Raw genomic sequence first — 15,695 nt, 5'->3', positions numbered from 1 at the left:
CGAGACAGGTACGACTCGCCATGAATGTCGCTTCTCTGCCCGACCGCCGCGCCGAGCTCGACCCCCACGGGGCCGCAGTCTCCGACGAACACCGCTCCCTCACCAACACGCAGCTGCTGAGCCGGGTCCGCACGGCAGCGCGTCAGCTCCAGGACCTCGGAATCGGCGCCGGGGACGTCGTCGCGCTCAAGCTGACGAATCGCGTCGAGTTCGTCGTCCTGCTGTTCGCCGCCTGGCGGCTCGGTGCGACCATCACACCGGTCAACCCGAGCATGACCGACGTCGAAGTGGTGCGACAGCTGCAGGACTCCGGTGCGCGCCTGCTGGTGGTCGAGGACGGCGCGGCCGTGGCGTCGCCCGGCGTCACCGTACTCGCCGTCGGCGGACTGCACGAAGGAACGGTGGAGCCGGATCAAGCACCGCTTCTGGACCCGGCCACTCTGGCGCTGCTCATCTACACCAGCGGTACGACCGGGGTGCCCAAGGGCGTGATGCTCGACCACGCCAACATCGACGCCATGGTGGGGATGGGGCTCCGGGCGCTGGAGTTGGGGCCGGCGGACCGTTGTCTGCTGATCCTGCCGCTCTTCCACGTCAACGGCATCGTGGTCAGCGTCCTGACGCCGCTGCTCGCCGGAGCCAGTGTCGTCATCGCGGGCCGCCGCTTCGATCCCCACGGCTTCTTCGATCTCGTCGAGCGGGAACGCCCCACCTTCTTCAGTGCCGTGCCCACGATCTACAGCATGCTCGCAGCGCTCCCGGACGACGTTCGACCCGACACATCGTCCCTGCGGTTCGCGGTCTGCGGCGCCGCACCCGCCTCCGCCGAGCTGCTGGCCCGCTTCGAGGCACGGTTCGGATTTCCCCTGGTCGAGGGATACGGCCTGTCCGAGGGAACCTGCGGCTCCACCATCAACCCCGTCGGCGGCCCCCGACGCGCCGGCACCGTGGGGCTTCCCTTCCCCGGTCAGGAGGTCCGGATCGTCGACGCCGACGGCAGCGAGGTGGAGCCGGGCACGGACGGTGAGGTCGTGGTGAGGGGCCCCAACGTCATGCGTGGCTATCTCGGCCGTCCCGACGAAACGGCCAGGGTCGTCGTCGACGGCTGGTTGCACACGGGCGATGTGGGCCACCTCGACGCCGAGGGCTATCTGACTCTGGTCGGGCGCTCGAAGGACATGATCATCCGGGGTGGGGAGAACATCTATCCCAAGGAGATCGAGGACGTGCTGGCAGGTGACCCGTCGGTGCTGGAGGCCGCGGTGATCGGCGTACCCGACGAAAAGTGGGGCGAGGTGGTCGTCGCCTATGTCCAGCCGTCACCGGGCGCGAGCGTCGATGCGACGGCGCTCAAAGAGCTCTGTGCACGCAGCCTCACCGGCTACAAGCGCCCGACCGCGTTCTTCGTGGTGGAAGCCCTCGCGAAGAACGCGGTCGGCAAGATCGACAAAACCGCCTTGCGTGCCCACCATGCCGCCCTCTCCGCCCGGTCCTGATCAACGCGGATGACTCTGGGGGCTGTCTCGGCTTTACGGCGCGCGCCCGGTTGTGCCGCGTACCCCGGCGCGGCATGAGATGGCATGGGACGTCTTCGGACGTCTTCGCCACTGGGACGCAGACCTCCCAGATCGCGACCATGCTCGGCTCCTGCGAGACCACCCACCACCAACCACACGCGAGCCTGCGACGGTGCACGGCTCACGGCGCCTCGCCCGGACGACTGCGGATGCGGACTTCGATGGGGCGCGTCGGGGTCGTGTCCATCGGATCCGTGCCCGCCGCATCGTGCCCGCCGGATCCGTGCCCGCCCGCCGGGCGCGGCGCCCCGGTCACGACCTGAAGCCCCGGACCGAGGAGTGGCCCAGCCGGTTACGGCGGGGCCGCCCCTCAGTTGCCCTGTCCTGCCCTGCTTGCCCTGCCTTGCCTGCCCTGCAGGAGCGTTCGCCGTGCGGGGGCCTCACGCTGTGGGGGTCACCGGTTCGTCCTGCCGGCCAGGAAAGGCCGCAGCTGTGCCAACAACGCCTCCGGTTGTTCCTCCGGGATGAAGTGGCCGCACTCCGGGATCTCGGCACCGGTGACGTCGTCCGCGTAGGCTCGCCAGATGTCCAGCGTCGGCAGGCGGGCAGGCAGGCCCGCGGAACCCCACAGCGCCAGCAACGGCATGGTCAGGCGGCGGCCTTCGGCGGCGTCGATGTCGTCGAGGGCGGTGTCCTCCTCCATGGCGCGGTAGTCGTCCAGGCTCGCCCGCAGGGCACCCGGTCGGGAGAACGCACGGACGTAGCCGTCGACCGCGTCGGCGGTGAGTCCGTGGCGGTTGTAGGTCCACCGCTCGAAGAAGTACTCGAGGTACCCGCGGATGTCGCGCCCCACGAGGAGTTCGGGCAGATCGGGCTGCATGTGGAACAACCAGTGCCAGTACCCGGAGGCGAGCGAGGCGTCCAGGCGGCGGAACATCTCCCGGGTGGGAACGATGTCGAGCACGGCCAGCCGCTCCACCTGGTCCGGACGGTCCAACGCCCAGCGGTGCCCCACGCGGGCGCCGCGGTCGTGGCCCACGACCAGGGCCCGCTCGAAGCCGAGAGCCTCGACGAGGCCGGCCATGTCGGCGGCCATGCGCCGCTTGCCGTACCCCGTGGCGGGCTTGTCGCTCAGGCCGTATCCGCGCAGGTCCGGCGCCACAACCGTGTACTCGGCGGCGAGATCCGCCAACACCGGCCGCCAGCAGTCGGAGGTCTGCGGCCAGCCATGGAGCAGGACGAGCAGAGGCCCTGCCCCGGCTCGGACGTAGTGCAGGCGGACCCCGTCCACCTGCGTCACTCCGGTCGTCACCATCGGCTGTCCCATGGAGTGCGCCTTCCTGACGAGAGCTAACCGTCTTAGACGGTTAAGCTAGCGTGCAGAATGGAGACGTGGCAACGGACGACATGTGGATCTGGGACGGCGGACGCCTCTGCCTGGACTTCGCCAACACCCTCCGGAGCCGGTGGAGAACGCCTCCCGAGGAGACACTGCGGGGACCGGACGACCTGATGGGCTGGCTCCGGGAGGCTCTTCTGCTCGCGCCGGAAACCCCTGATCCCGCCACTGCAGCCGTCCTCACCTCCGCCCGCAGGCTGCGCGAGGCCGTCGACCGTGCCGTACTCGCGGTCGCCGACGGCCGACTGCCCGCATCCGGCGACGTGACACTGCTCAACCGATCGGCAGCGGCGGCCCCCAGGCCCGCCCTGCAACTCGTCGTCACCGGCGGCCGCTTGGAGCCCGCCGGCACCGCCGCGCTCGCGGCCGACCCCACACTCGCCCTGGCGCTCATCGCCCAGGACGCCGTCGACCTGCTTCTGTCCGCTGAGATCCGGCGTGTACGCGTCTGTGGAGCGGACCGCTGCGCCCTGCGCTTCCTGGACCGCTCCCCTGCCCGCAACCGCCGCTGGTGCTCCATGTCCCGCTGCGGAAACCGCACCAAGGTCCGCCTTCATCAGGCGCGTACACGACAGAGCGGCCGGATCACGGAAAGCTGACGGAGGAGTCCTCAGCCCACTCGGGCGAGTTCATACGAAAAGCCAGACCCGGGACGCTCTCGAAGTCCTCGGCTTGCACCCCCATCACCGCCGGCACCAGATCCATGCCCTTGGGCGTGATCACACACTTCGGCCGACTCCGCGAACCGGGCCCCAAGCCTTGGCCCCCCAGCCAAGGACCACGAGCAGGTGACGCGGCGCCGGATCTCCGAGAAAGCCGGTCACTGGTTCCAGCAGGACGGAACGGACGGCTCGGTCATCCGAGCGGCCGTGGCCAGCCCGGCCCGCAGAAGCCTCCCGCGCCCTCGCTCACGGAGCGCACCTGCCGCCCGCCCTGACACCCACTACCGAGCAAGAAAATCGAGGGCTTCCGCCACGAACTGCTCGTGGAACTGGAAGATGCCTCCATGGCCGGCGTCGGGGTAGACGATCAGGTCGGCGTCCGGCAGTCGCCGGGCCAGGTCGTACGAGTTCTTCGTCGGCACCATCCTGTCGCTCTCGCCGTTGGCGACGAGCACGGGCTGGCGGATGACGAAGAGGTCCTGGGGCTGCGCGAGGCCCCAGCGGTGGATGGCCTTGAGCTGGGCGAAGTACGCCGTGAGGGAGATCGCCTTGTCCCGGTCCTGGGTGCGCTCCTTGAGGCGGGCCAGGAACTGCTTTCCGGCTCGGCGCCCGCCCGGGGTGCGGGTGAAGAAGAGGAACTGCTTCGGGTCCTGGAGGGTGAACAGGGCCCGGACGGTGTCGAGATGGGACAGCCGGGTCACGTTCTTGATGCCCTCGCCGCCCGCCGGGCCGGTGCCCGTGAGGATCAGCTTGCGGACCAGCTCCGGTTCCTCCTGCGCGATCACCTGGGCGATCATGCCGCCCATCGAGAAGCCGTGGATGTCGACCCGCTCCAGCCCGAGGGCCCGGATGAAGGTGACGGCATCCTTCGCCATCTCCTCGATGGTCTTCGGTGTCGAGCCGGTGGAAGCGCCGACACCCCTGTTGTCGAAGGTGATGACACGATGCCTGGCCGCGATGCCGTCGATGACCCGGGGGTCCCAGTTGTCGAGGACCGCGGCAAGGTGGGTGATGAAGACGACCGGGACGCCGGTCTTCGGGCCGAGGTCGCGGTAGGCGAAAGTCACTCCCCCGGCGGTGACGGTGCGGGTGGGCGCCTCCTTGTACGACGCCACCGCGTCGCCTCGTACTCCATATGCGTCGTTCACGGCCGTGCCCTTCTGGATGAAGTTCCGGACTGCGGCTGCAGCCAGATGCGTCGACGGCACAAGGCCCGCAGGAGTCGCACTCCTGTCCGGTTGGACCCTTCAGCATCACGCTGACCCTTAGAAGTATGACCGTAATTTAATGCGATCGCAAGAGGCGCGCCCCGCGATACCGGCGAGGCGCCCCGACGGCGAATCGATTCCGCCTCAAGTCCACCCCGCCCGAGGGGGCGACCCCCAGGAAGGCGGGCGAGCCCCATGCCGCACCCGGCCACCATTGAATTACGTTCGACATAACATAAAGTGCAAGGGCAGGCGAAGGGCGAGCGGCCCTCCTGGGGAGCGAAGGGGCATGGGTGCGATACGGGAAAGAGCACAACCCGGTGACCAGGCAGCACATCATCGAGATGGCCGGACGCCGGCGCGAGCGGGACGGCATCAACTGCTCGGTCGCGGCGCTCATGAAGGACGCAGGGCTGACCAACGGCGCCTTCTGCACCCACTTCGCCTCGGAGGACGAGCTCGTCGCCACCGCTGTCGCCGACCCACTGCACGCGCTGAACGCGAACATCGTCGCGCACGGGGCACCCGGCCGCGACGGACTCGAACAGATCGTGCGGCGGCACCTGTCCACCCGGCACCGCAACAGCCCTGACAGCGGCTGCCCGTCCGCCGCCCCGCTCGACGAGACAGGGCGCCGCGCAGACCCCACCAAGCAGGCGTGCGCAGACGGCGTGCTCGTGGTCATCGACGGCATCGCCGCGCGCGGGCAACGTGTACGCGCAGGACTCGGCCCGTCCCGTCAGCCCCCGCGCCTGGCGCCCGACGATCCACGCTCGGCCCGCAGCAGAGCACTGAGCGCCTGCGCCATGACGGCCGGGACCCGCAGCCCTCCCGGGCCCTCGCCGACGCGCGACTCGCCGACGAGCTCCTCGAACAGGGCATCCGCAACGCCCTCGTCCTGCTGGGCATGGGCAACGCGCCCCACGAGGAGGGCCTCGACCTGCCGCACCCGTCCTCGCCCTCGCCCTCACGGCAGCAGCCGTTCCCCCGCAAGCACGGCCATCCGCGCCCGACGGCGCCTGCCGCCACCGACCGGCACAGCGCCTGACCCCACTGCTCGCCACCCCCGAGAGCAGGAGCCGAGCGGCGTCACGTGACGCCGCGAGCGCGCCGCCCGATCACTGACCCGACTCACCGACGGGCGCCGCATCCGCGACGAGACATGGCCCACGGGAGGAAGGTTCCTCTTGCGGGCCGCCAGCCGACCCCTTAGAATTATGAGCGTAATCTAAAGGTGGGGAGGCTGGTGCCAGGCCGGTTACGCCGGCGTTCGCCTGGCGCGCACCCGTCACCGGGGCTGCCGCCCCTGTCGGCAGCCCTGCCGAACAACCGTGAGGGCCTTCACCCGGATCCAGGCCGCGGGCAACGTCACCAACCCCTCCTGTTGAGGACGTGAAGGACCCCTGCCATCCGGTGACGAGACCGGCCTGACACCCCTACCAGAAGGACCCGGACATGAGCGCATCGCGAAATTCCTCGCCCTCCTCACGAACGTCGTACAAGTTCGCGCCGACGCGCTCCGTGCCCGTGGACGGGGTCGACTTCGTCCATCGGCAGCTCGGCCCCGAGGACGGCGTGCCGCTGATCCTCCTGATCCACATGGCCGGAAACCTGGACAACTGGGATCCGCGCGTCGTCGACGGACTCGCCGCACGACGCCGGGTGATCACCTTCGGAAACCGCGGGGTGGGCGGGTCGGGCGGCTCCACTCCCGGCACGATCGAGGCGATGGCCCACGACGCGGTGCGGTTCATCCGGGCCCTCGGCTTCGACCAGGTCGATCTGCTCGGCCTGTCGATGGGCGGCTTCATCGCACAGGTCATCGCGGCGGAGGAACCGCGCCTCGTCCGCAAGCTCATCCTCGCGGGCACCGGACCCGCCGGAGGGCCCGGCATCGACAAGGTCCCGGTGCTGGCCATCCAGGCCACGGTCAAGGGCGCCTTGACCCGCCAGGACCCACTGCTCTCCATCTTCTTCACCGACACCACAGACGGCCGGCAGGCCGGGCGCGCCCTGGTGGAACGGCTGAAGGAGCGCACGGACGATCGCGACAGGAACGTCTCGCCGTCGTCGCTGCGGGCCCAGCTGAAAGCCGTCAGACGATGGGGCCGCCAGACACCGTCGGACCTTTCGGCCATCCGCCAACCCGTCCTCGTGGCCAACGGTGAGAACGACCGGATGGTGCCCAGCCAGAACACGATCGACCTGGCCGCCCGTCTGCCCAACAGCGAACTCGTCCCTCTCTACCGTGACTCCGGACACGGGGGGATCTTCCAGTACCACGAGGACTTCGTCGCCAGGGCGCTCGGCTTCCTCGAGTCCTGAACCCGATCGGATGGCGCTGGAGCGGGCCTCCCCTGCGCCGGCGCGTCCCACGTGCACCGGGATTCGCTGCTCCACGCGTCATCGCCGTACGGATGTGAGTTCTGCGCGTCTTCCCGCCGCGCCCACGGGCGCAATCGAAACCGCGGGCCGAGTGATGTCCATCCACGGCACCGCACGACGGGCACCGGCCCCTCTCGGCTTCCGGGCCCGCCACATCAGCACCTACAGAAACGAGGCTCTCCGTGCGTGACCTCCCGTTCCAGTCAGCCGTGGACCAGTTGCGTGCGATGGCCTCGGGCGAGGTGTCGAGTGAGGAACTGCTCGAGGTCTATCTGAGCCGCATCGACACCCACAACCGGACGCTCAACGCGATCGTCACCCTCGACGTCGAACGGGCGCGGAGCGCGGCCAGGAAGGCCGACGCGAAGCGCGCGAGCGGGGCGGGACTCGGCCCGCTGCACGGTCTGCCCATCACGCTGAAGGACAGCTACGAGACCGCCGGCCTGCGGACCGTCTGCGGCCGGCCCCACCTCCGGGACCACGTGCCCGAACAGGACGCCGAGGCGGTACGACGGCTGCGGGCCGCGGGTGCGGTGATCATCGGCAAGACCAACATGCCCGCGGGGAACCAGGACGTCCAGGCGGACAACCCGGTCTTCGGACCGACGCTCAACCCGTGGAACACCGCACGCACGTCCGGAGGCTCCGCAGGGGGCGGCGCCGTGGCCACCGCCGCGGGGCTGACCGCTTTCGACTTCGGCTCGGAGATCGGCGGATCGACCCGGATCCCGGCACACTTCAACGGCCTCTACGGACACAAGGCGACCTGGCGGTCCATCCCGCTGATCGGCCACGTGCCGGGCGGCCCCGGTGTCGGGCGGTGGGGGGAGATCGACCTCGCCTGTGCGGGCGCCCAGGTGCGCGAGGCGCGCGACCTCGTCCCCGTTCTCCACGCCACGGTGGGACCGCCCGAGCGTGACGGCGGCTTCAGCTACACCCTCGCACCGCCCAGGGCGAGCGCACTGGACGGCTTCCGGGTCGCGGTGTGGCCCGAGGACCCCTCGTGCCCCGTCGACCACGACGTCGCCACGGCGATGGACGACGCCCTGGGCGCCCTCGAGGCGGTCGGCGCGAAGGTCGCGTTGCGGCCGCCCGGCCTCCCCGGTGACATGGCGACCAGTCATGACATCTTCCTGCGCCTGCTCTTCGGCGCGTTCACCTACGACCGATCCGGGCTGACAGCCGCCTCCAACACGGCCCTCCTCGCGCGTCTGGTCCAGCATCCGCGTGGAGAGGCGCTGTACGCCCTGCGAGGGACCTTCCAGTCCCACTACAGCTGGCTCCAGGCGGACGTGGCACGCCATGAGCTGCGCCAGCGGTGGACCGAGTTCTTCCGGGACTTCGATGTCCTCCTCATGCCGGTCACACCGACCACGGCACCGCCTCATCACAACAAGCCGATCGACCGATTCGGACGCCGAATTCAGGTCGACGAGCGGTCTCGCCCCTACTGGGACCAGGTCAAGTGGAGCGCCATCGCCAACGTGGCCGGCTCTCCGGCGACGACCGTCCCCGTGCGAACGGGCCGAGACGGTCTGCCCGTCGGGCTCCAGGCGATGGGTCCGAGCGGCGGTGACCTGACCACCATCAAGTTCGCCGAGCTGCTCGGCCGAGAGCTCGAGGGCTATCAGCCCCCTCCGGCCTTCATGTGACGCTCCGCCGACCCGCACCTCCGACGAACCGGACGCCAGGCAGCCGCCCTGCCTTGCGCCGACCCCACCCACCGAAGAAGGCCCCGATGACCACGCTGGACGCCCCCCTCACTCTCCCCAACGGCCAGATACTGCCCAACCGCCTGATGAAGTCGGCGCTCAGCGAGGCGCTGGGAAACAAGAACAACGCACCCGACGAGCGCCTGGGCCGCCTGTACTCCACTTGGAGCCGAGGCGGCTACGGCCTCATGATCACCGGCAACATCATGGTCGATCGCGCCCAGCTCGGTGAGCCGGGCAACATCGTCGTCGAGGACGAGCGTGATCTCGACGCGCTCTCGCGCTGGGCCAAGTCGGCCCAGGACTCGGGCGGTGCGGTCTGGGCGCAGCTCAACCACCCCGGCCGCCAGGCCAATCCCCTGGCACTCGGACACACGCCGGTGGCCCCCAGCCCGATCCCGACGAAACTGCCCGGAGCAACGACGCCGCGCGAACTGCGACCGGCCGAGATCGAGGACATCATCGAGCGCTTCGCCACGGCCGCGGCCGTGTGCGAGACAGCCGGCTTCGACGGCGTACAGGTGCAAGCAGCCCACGGGTATCTCATCTCGCAGTTCCTGTCACCGCTGTCGAACCGGCGCGACGACGACTGGGGCGGCGACCTCGAGCGGCGCATGCGTTTCGGCCTTGAGGTTATCCGCCGCATACGCGGCCGCGTCGGGCCCGGCTTCGCGGTGGGCGTCAAACTCAACTCGGCGGATTTCCAGCGGGGCGGATTCACCGAGGACGAGTCCCAGGCCGTGCTGGCCACGCTCACCCGCGAAGGCGTCGACCTCATCGAGGTCAGCGGCGGGAGTTACGAATCCATGGCCATGAGCGGCTCGGCGGCCCCGAGTACCAGGGCACGCGAGGCGTACTTCCTGGAATACGCCCGCACCGTTCGCCAGCTCGTGGGCGACATCCCACTCGCCGTCACAGGCGGATTCCGCACCCGTGATGCCATGCGGCAGGCCGTGCGGGCCGGCGAATGCGACGTGGTCGGCATCGGCCGGCCGACGATCACCACCCCGGACGCGGCCCGGCTCATCCTCGAAGGGCGGGCCGAGGCACTCACCGCGCACCAGGTGCGCTACGGCATGAGAACCCTGCTGGGCAAGATCACCGACCTCAAGGCCCTGGACGGGGTACTGGACATCAGCTGGCACACCGACCAGATACATCGCCTCGGCAACGGCCTGCGCCCCGATCTGAACCGCGGCAGCCTTGCCGCCACCCTCGCGATGGTGCGACGAAACGGCCGCACCTCGTTCCGCGCCAAGCGAGGCGGGTCGTGAACCGCTGCGGCTACAACGGTCGGAGCCCGCGCTGAGCCCCTCGGGGTTCAGGTGACAGGCCGCGGCGGCCGACGGAACATCTCGCCGTCGGCTCCGACAACGGCGCCCGCCTGTCGCCTGAGCCCCATTGAGACAGACGCGAACCCACCGGTCCGTGACGACGGTCGTGCCGCCTCCGTCGGAGCGGTCAGGGAGGAGACGTCGGCGGTCTACGCCGCCGACGTCTCCTCCAAGGTCAGCACGATCTTGCCGGTGGTGCGGCCGGTCTCGCCCAGGGCGTGGGCCCTGGCGGCCTCGGCGAGCGGGAACGTGGCCTCGATGTGGGCGCGCAGGGCGCCGGTCTCGACGAGGTCGGCGATGGCCTGCATGCCGGCGCGGTCGGCCTCGACGAGGAGGGCCTCGTAGCGGATGCCCCGCTCGGCGATGTCGGCCAGCTCGGCGGGGTCCACGGGCACCGGAAGGATCGAGACGAGGGTGCCGCCCCGGCGCAGAACGGCCACGGAGCGGGCGCGGGCGGCGGTGTCCCGCGAGATCGGGTCGAGGACGAAGTCGATGTCCTTGACGGCCTCGGTGAAGTCGACCGTGTGATAGTCGATGGCCTCGTCCACTCCCAGCGAACGCAGGAAGTCGTGCTTGGCGGCGCTGGCGGTGCCGATGACGTAGGCGCCGCGGGACTTGGCGATCTGGACGGCGAGATGGCCGACGCCGCCGGCGGCCGCGTGGATGAGGACGCGCTGCCCGGGCCGGACGTCGGCCGTGTCGACGAGTGCCTGGTAGGCGGTCAGGGCCGCGAGCGGCAGCGCGCCGGCCTGGACGTGGTCGATACCGGCGGGCTTGTGCACGAAGGCGCGGGCCGGGCCGGTCACGTACTCGGCGTGCGAGCCGACCCCGTGGGGATAGGGCAGCATCCCGAAGACCTCGTCGCCCGGCTTGAACAGGGTGACGCCGGTGCCGACGGCCTCGACGACCCCGGAGACGTCCCAACCCAGGATGAGGGGCAGCCCACTGACGGTCATGGGCTGGGCCCGGTTCCACCAGTCGGTCGGGTTGACGCCGGCCGCGCGGACGGCGATCAGGATCTCGCTCAACCCCGGCTGGGGCTTGGGAAGTTCGACTTCCTCGAGCACCTCGGGGGAACCGTGGGTGTCCTGGCGGATGGCGCGCATGGTGGGGGTATCGGGATTCGTCATGCGTCCACCCTCGCGGCCTGCCCCTGCCCCACGCCATGGCATGAATGCCAACTTTCAACGGGATCATGCCACGACGCGCTTCGGAAACCGGACCATCCACGGAGACGCGCCCAGCAGGTCGCCATCACCGTCACGGTCACGGTCACGGTCACGGTCACGGTCACGGTCACGGTCACGGTCACGGTCAACGGTTCGCTAGCATGGCGGAAATTCCACCTTCCGACGGGATCACGCCATGACATCCCCACACCGAGTCGTCGTCCTGGCCGTGGACGGGGTGTACCCCTTCGAACTGGGCATTCCCAGCCGGGTCTTCGGGGCCGCGGGCGGCCGCTACGAGGTGCTCACCTGCAGCGTCGACGGCCTGTCGGTACGCACCAACTCCGACTTCTCGATCACCGTCGAGCACGGTCCCGAGGCGCTGCGCACCGCCGACACCGTCGTCATCCCGCCCTTCGTCGCCCCGGACGTCACGGCGGAAGTGCCGCGGGCCATGGTCCAGGCGCTCGCGTCCGTGGCACCGGGCGCCCGCCTCGTATCGATCTGCACCGGCGCCTTCGTCCTCGCCGCCGCCGGGCTCCTCGACGGCCGGCCCGCCACCACTCACTGGATGGTCGCCGACCTCTTCCGCGCATGGTTCCCCCACGTCGCACTCGATCCGGACGTGCTGTTCATCGACGACGGAGATGTCCTGACCTCGGCCGGTGCCGCCTCCGGGCTCGACATCTGCCTGCACATCATCCGCAAGGACCACGGCAGCGAGGTCGCCAACCAGGTGGCCCGCATGTGCGTCGTCCCCCCGTGGCGCGAGGGAGGGCAGGCACAGTACATCCAGCACCCGGTACCCGCCGCCACGGCCAGCGGAACGGCCACCGCCCGCCAGTGGGCCCTGGAGAACCTGCACGAGTCCCTGACCCTGACCGACCTCGCCGAGCACTCCCACATGAGTCTGCGCACCTTCGCCCGCCGCTTCACCGAGGAGGTGGGCACGAGCCCCGGGCGCTGGCTGATCCAGCAGCGCGTGGAACGGGCACGGCACCTCCTGGAAACCACCGACCTGGCGGTCGACGACATCGCCGGCCAAGTCGGCTTCGCCGGCGGCACATCGCTCCGTGAACACCTGCATGCCGCCATCGGCGTCTCACCGCTCGCCTACCGGCGCACCTTCCGCGGCACCCTGTCCCCCGCCCACTGAGCGGTTCTTCCGTCCGCGGATCCTGGTGGCGGCTGCCACGTCAACGCGATGGATGGCGGCAAGCCCGCGGGCGGGGGCCAGCAGGATCCGGATCACGGTCACGTCCAGCAGGATGGTGAGGACCATGCCGACGCCGACGATCTTCAGTGGGACGACGCGCGAGGACGCCTGGCCGAGGAAGACCACGAGGCTGGAAGGGGAGACTCGCCGGGGCGGTCCGGTTGGGACAACCCGACGCGGATTCACCGGCTGAAGCGATCAGTCGTGCTGCTCGGCGTCCAGCAGTGCCAGGGCGTTGCGGATGCCCTGTTCGAGGAGTTCGTCGGCGAGCCGCCGGTCGGTCAGGGCGCGGGAGAGCTGCAGGGTCCCGGCGAGCATGCCGAGGAGGCCAAGTGCCCGCAGACGCGCCGAGGGCGGGTCGTGGGGTGCCAGGCGGGCGGCGAAGTCGTCGATGAGGATCAGCGCGCCGTCGGTGTAGGCCTGCCTGGTGGGATCCGTGGAGCGTGCGATCTCGTCGAGCAGGGCGGCGTTGGGGCAGCCGTCCTCGACGTCGTCGCGCTGCTCGATGGAGAAGTACCAGCGCACGACCTGTTCGAGTCCGGCACGGCCGGGCGCCGCCTGCGCGACGATGTTCGCGTGCTGTGCGCGCATCTGGTCGGCCACCGCGGTGGCGACGAGTTCTTCCTTGGACGAGAAGTAGGCGTAGAAGGTGCCGTGGGTCAGGCCCGCGTCCTTCATGAGCGTGGCGACTCCGGAGCCGTCCATGCCGTCGCGCTTGAGCCGGCGGCCGGCCGTCGTGATGATCCGCTGCCGAGTCTCCCGCTTGTGTTCTTTCGTGTATCGCACGATGTGTTCCCTCCGTCGCAGCCGGGGCCCTGAACCCCGGCTGCCGCTGGTCGGTCAATGTGCCGCGCCTGAGAGGAGGGCGGGGAAGTTGATCCTGGCGGTCTGCAGTTTCGCGTCGTGGGGCTCGGGGACCCCGCCGTCGGTGATGTACAGCCGGTCGCCGCGCACCGCGGTCGCGGACGGCGAGGCGAGACCGTCCGCGCTGCTCAGAACAGCCTTGTAGGTGCCGTTCGGGTAGATCACCACGACCCTGTCAGGACCGTTCCGTGAGGAGGAGCCGTTCTGCGCCGCGAACACCACATCGGACCAGGGGGTCAGGAAGCTGAGGTCGTCGATGTTGGGCAGGCCGCCGGTGATCTGTCGGATGGGGCCGGCCGTGCCGGTGACGGTGACCGGGATGCGCAGCAGGGTTCCCTTGTTGAAGTTGGTGGCCCACAGTGCGCCGTTGTGGAACCTGAGCCCGCTGGCGCCGATCGGCAGGGCTTCGGTCGGCACCGGCGCGAGAGCGGTGTCGGACAGCCACGGCCTCGCCGATCCGCCCGAGACCGGAGCGGACCAGATGACGCCCCTGAGGCTGTCCGCGATGTAGAGGGTGCGTCCGGCCGAGTCGATGGCGAGCCCGTTGGGGCCTGAGTCGGCAGGCAGGGCGGCGATGCGCTGCGGGGTGCCGGCCGCGAGCAGCTTGTACACGCCGTTCCGGTCCGCGTCGCCCGGGGCCCACAAGCTGTAGTAGACGGTGCCGTCACTGCCACGGGTGTTACCGCTGATCGCCTCCCCCACCTGCCCGGTGACGAGCACCGTGCGCTCCCCGGAGGCGGAGACACGCATCAACTGCGGCCCATGGGTGCGCTCGCACACCGCGCAGCTGCCGAGCATGGACAGGGTCACCGAGCCGTCGGGGTTGACGGTGATGTTCTCGGGGATCTCGCCGGCGGCGAAGTCGAACGTCGCCGCGGTCCGCACGTCGGTGACGATGGACCCGCGATACGAAGGTCCCGTGCCTGCCGACGCGGAGGGCGCCGACACCAGGACGGCCGCCGTCGTGGTGACCGCCAGAGCGATTCCGACGTTCCTCTTCAGGAAACGCCTCGCGCTGGATGCGCTGGATGCATTGGGCCGGACCGTGAGCTGGTGCCGCTCCTGCATGACTCTCCTTGGCAAAACACGAATGACTGAGGAATGGGCTTTCGGGAACATCCGCGGCATCGACTGCATGAACCGCATCGCCTGCATCGCCTGCATCGACCCCAACGAGGCTGCCGGACGGAATCAGCTCGGCAGGCCGGACCCGGATGTCAGCTGGGCAGGCGGTTGTTCTTGCGGATCTGCTTGTCGAACGTTCCGGCGGGCACGAGGCGGCGCGCCGTGGTGACGCGCGAGGCCAGCGGGCCGGCGGTGTAGCGCAGCTTCGGCTTCTTGTCGGTCGCCGCGGTGACGATCGTCCTGGCGACGACGGCCGGGTCGTCGCCGGCGTTCATCGCCTCCGCGATCACCTCGTCGAAGATCCGGCGCCGCTCCGCGTACAGGGGCAGCGGCGTGTCGGGCTGTGCGGCGTTGGTGTCGAAGCTGGTCTTGGTGTAGGCGGGCTGCACGAGCAGGACACGGACGCCGTGCTCGCGGACCTCGTGGTCCAGGGACTCGGAGTAGCCCTCGATGGCGTGCTTCGCGGCGACGTAGAGGGCCATGAAGGGCTGGGGAGCGATCCCCAGGACGGACGAGATGTTGATGACGCGTCCGCCGCCCTGGGCGCGCATGTGCGGCAGGACGGCCTTCGTCATCCGCATGACACCGAAGACGTTGATGTTGAAGACGTTCTGGGCCTGGGCGACGGAGTTCTCCTCGACGGCACCCGCCGAGCCGATGCCCGCGTTGTTGACCAGGACGTCTATACGCCCGAACCGGTCGATCACCTCGGCGACCGCGGCGGTGGCCGAGTCGTCACTGCCCACGTCGAGGTCGACGTACGTCACCCCGGCGGGCGGGGTGAGCCCGGACGTCCTGCGACCGGTTCCGACCACCTCGAAGCCCGCCGCGACGAAGGCGCGGGCCGCTTCCCTGCCGATCCCTGATGAGGCACCTGTCACGAGTGCCACCGGTCGGATTGCCGCCATCACGAACTCCCTGGATTGCATTACGCACCTATGCCTTACGGACGTATGTCTTACGTTCGTACGACCATATGTCGGTCGCCCGCCCGTGGCAAGTGGTCACACCCGGCGATCCCGGAGAGCCGGGGGAACGGGGGCGCGGTCCCGAGGGCCACGAGTGGGCGACCCAGCAGGGACGGAGACGGCCGGACGGAGACGG

The 15,695-nt window shown here is 69.9% G+C and carries 12 protein-coding genes and 1 pseudogene; 7 read left to right on the top strand and 6 right to left on the bottom strand.

What is annotated here, in order from left to right:
• Positions 1–20: 20 nt before the first annotated feature.
• Complete coding sequence (locus RM704_RS02155; RefSeq protein WP_033527639.1) at positions 21–1,496, top strand: class I adenylate-forming enzyme family protein; 1,476 nt, start codon at positions 21–23, stop codon at positions 1,494–1,496.
• 475 nt (positions 1,497–1,971) lie between these two features.
• Here the strand turns inward: RM704_RS02155 and RM704_RS02150 are convergent, their stop codons facing one another.
• Positions 1,972–2,844, bottom strand: coding sequence for an alpha/beta fold hydrolase (locus RM704_RS02150; RefSeq protein ID WP_078937135.1), 873 nt, complete (start codon positions 2,842–2,844; stop codon positions 1,972–1,974).
• A 65-nt stretch (positions 2,845–2,909) separates the two neighbouring features.
• Here RM704_RS02150 and RM704_RS02145 point away from each other — a divergent pair, with 65 nt between their 5' ends.
• Positions 2,910–3,515 carry a CGNR zinc finger domain-containing protein gene (locus tag RM704_RS02145; RefSeq protein WP_033527640.1) on the top strand — a complete coding sequence of 202 codons (606 nt, stop codon included), beginning with the start codon at positions 2,910–2,912 and terminating at the stop codon, positions 3,513–3,515.
• Positions 3,516–3,859: 344 nt separating this feature from the next.
• Here RM704_RS02145 and RM704_RS02140 read toward each other — a convergent pair whose 3' ends face one another.
• On the bottom strand, positions 3,860–4,726 hold the full coding sequence (locus RM704_RS02140) for an alpha/beta fold hydrolase (protein WP_052146065.1): 867 nt from the start codon (positions 4,724–4,726) through the stop codon (positions 3,860–3,862).
• A 404-nt stretch (positions 4,727–5,130) separates the two neighbouring features.
• Here RM704_RS02140 and RM704_RS02135 point away from each other — a divergent pair.
• The 4 genes and pseudogenes from RM704_RS02135 to RM704_RS02120 form a co-directional block, all read left to right on the top strand.
• Positions 5,131–5,690, top strand: a pseudogene (locus RM704_RS02135) (TetR/AcrR family transcriptional regulator); the annotation flags it as partial.
• A gap of 551 nt (positions 5,691–6,241) precedes the next feature.
• On the top strand, positions 6,242–7,111 hold the full coding sequence (locus tag RM704_RS02130; protein ID WP_033527643.1) for an alpha/beta fold hydrolase: 870 nt from the start codon (positions 6,242–6,244) through the stop codon (positions 7,109–7,111).
• A 242-nt stretch (positions 7,112–7,353) separates the two neighbouring features.
• Positions 7,354–8,823 carry an amidase gene (locus RM704_RS02125; protein ID WP_033527644.1) on the top strand — a complete coding sequence of 490 codons (1,470 nt, stop codon included), beginning with the start codon at positions 7,354–7,356 and terminating at the stop codon, positions 8,821–8,823.
• 86 nt (positions 8,824–8,909) lie between these two features.
• The gene (locus RM704_RS02120) at positions 8,910–10,157 is read left to right on the top strand and encodes an NADH:flavin oxidoreductase/NADH oxidase family protein (RefSeq protein ID WP_033527645.1); all 1,248 of its coding nucleotides are present in this window, start codon (positions 8,910–8,912) and stop codon (positions 10,155–10,157) included.
• A 209-nt stretch (positions 10,158–10,366) separates the two neighbouring features.
• Here RM704_RS02120 and RM704_RS02115 read toward each other — a convergent pair whose 3' ends face one another.
• Positions 10,367–11,323, bottom strand: a complete 957-nt coding sequence (locus tag RM704_RS02115; protein ID WP_033527646.1) for an NADP-dependent oxidoreductase — start codon at positions 11,321–11,323, stop codon at positions 10,367–10,369.
• A gap of 259 nt (positions 11,324–11,582) precedes the next feature.
• On the opposite strand from RM704_RS02115, the gene RM704_RS02110 reads away from it, so the two are divergent.
• Positions 11,583–12,542 (top strand): GlxA family transcriptional regulator, encoded by a 960-nt coding sequence (locus RM704_RS02110; protein WP_033527647.1) that lies wholly within the window; start codon positions 11,583–11,585, stop codon positions 12,540–12,542.
• A gap of 258 nt (positions 12,543–12,800) precedes the next feature.
• Here the strand turns inward: RM704_RS02110 and RM704_RS02105 are convergent, their stop codons facing one another.
• From RM704_RS02105 to RM704_RS02095, 3 genes are all read right to left on the bottom strand, one after another.
• Positions 12,801–13,391 carry a TetR/AcrR family transcriptional regulator gene (locus RM704_RS02105; protein ID WP_033527648.1) on the bottom strand — a complete coding sequence of 197 codons (591 nt, stop codon included), beginning with the start codon at positions 13,389–13,391 and terminating at the stop codon, positions 12,801–12,803.
• Positions 13,392–13,442: 51 nt separating this feature from the next.
• Positions 13,443–14,534: an SMP-30/gluconolactonase/LRE family protein gene (locus RM704_RS02100; protein ID WP_311588956.1), complete on the bottom strand. Its 1,092-nt coding sequence runs from the start codon at positions 14,532–14,534 to the stop codon at positions 13,443–13,445.
• A gap of 149 nt (positions 14,535–14,683) precedes the next feature.
• The gene (locus RM704_RS02095) at positions 14,684–15,499 is read right to left on the bottom strand and encodes an oxidoreductase (protein ID WP_078937137.1); all 816 of its coding nucleotides are present in this window, start codon (positions 15,497–15,499) and stop codon (positions 14,684–14,686) included.
• Positions 15,500–15,695 lie beyond the last annotated feature (196 nt).

It is taken from the genome of Streptomyces gottesmaniae (genome assembly GCF_031845845.1).
Lineage (GTDB): Bacteria > Actinomycetota > Actinomycetes > Streptomycetales > Streptomycetaceae > Streptomyces > Streptomyces akebiae.
Note: the sequence above shows the minus strand (reverse complement) of the source record. Positions and strands in the feature narration are given on the sequence as shown.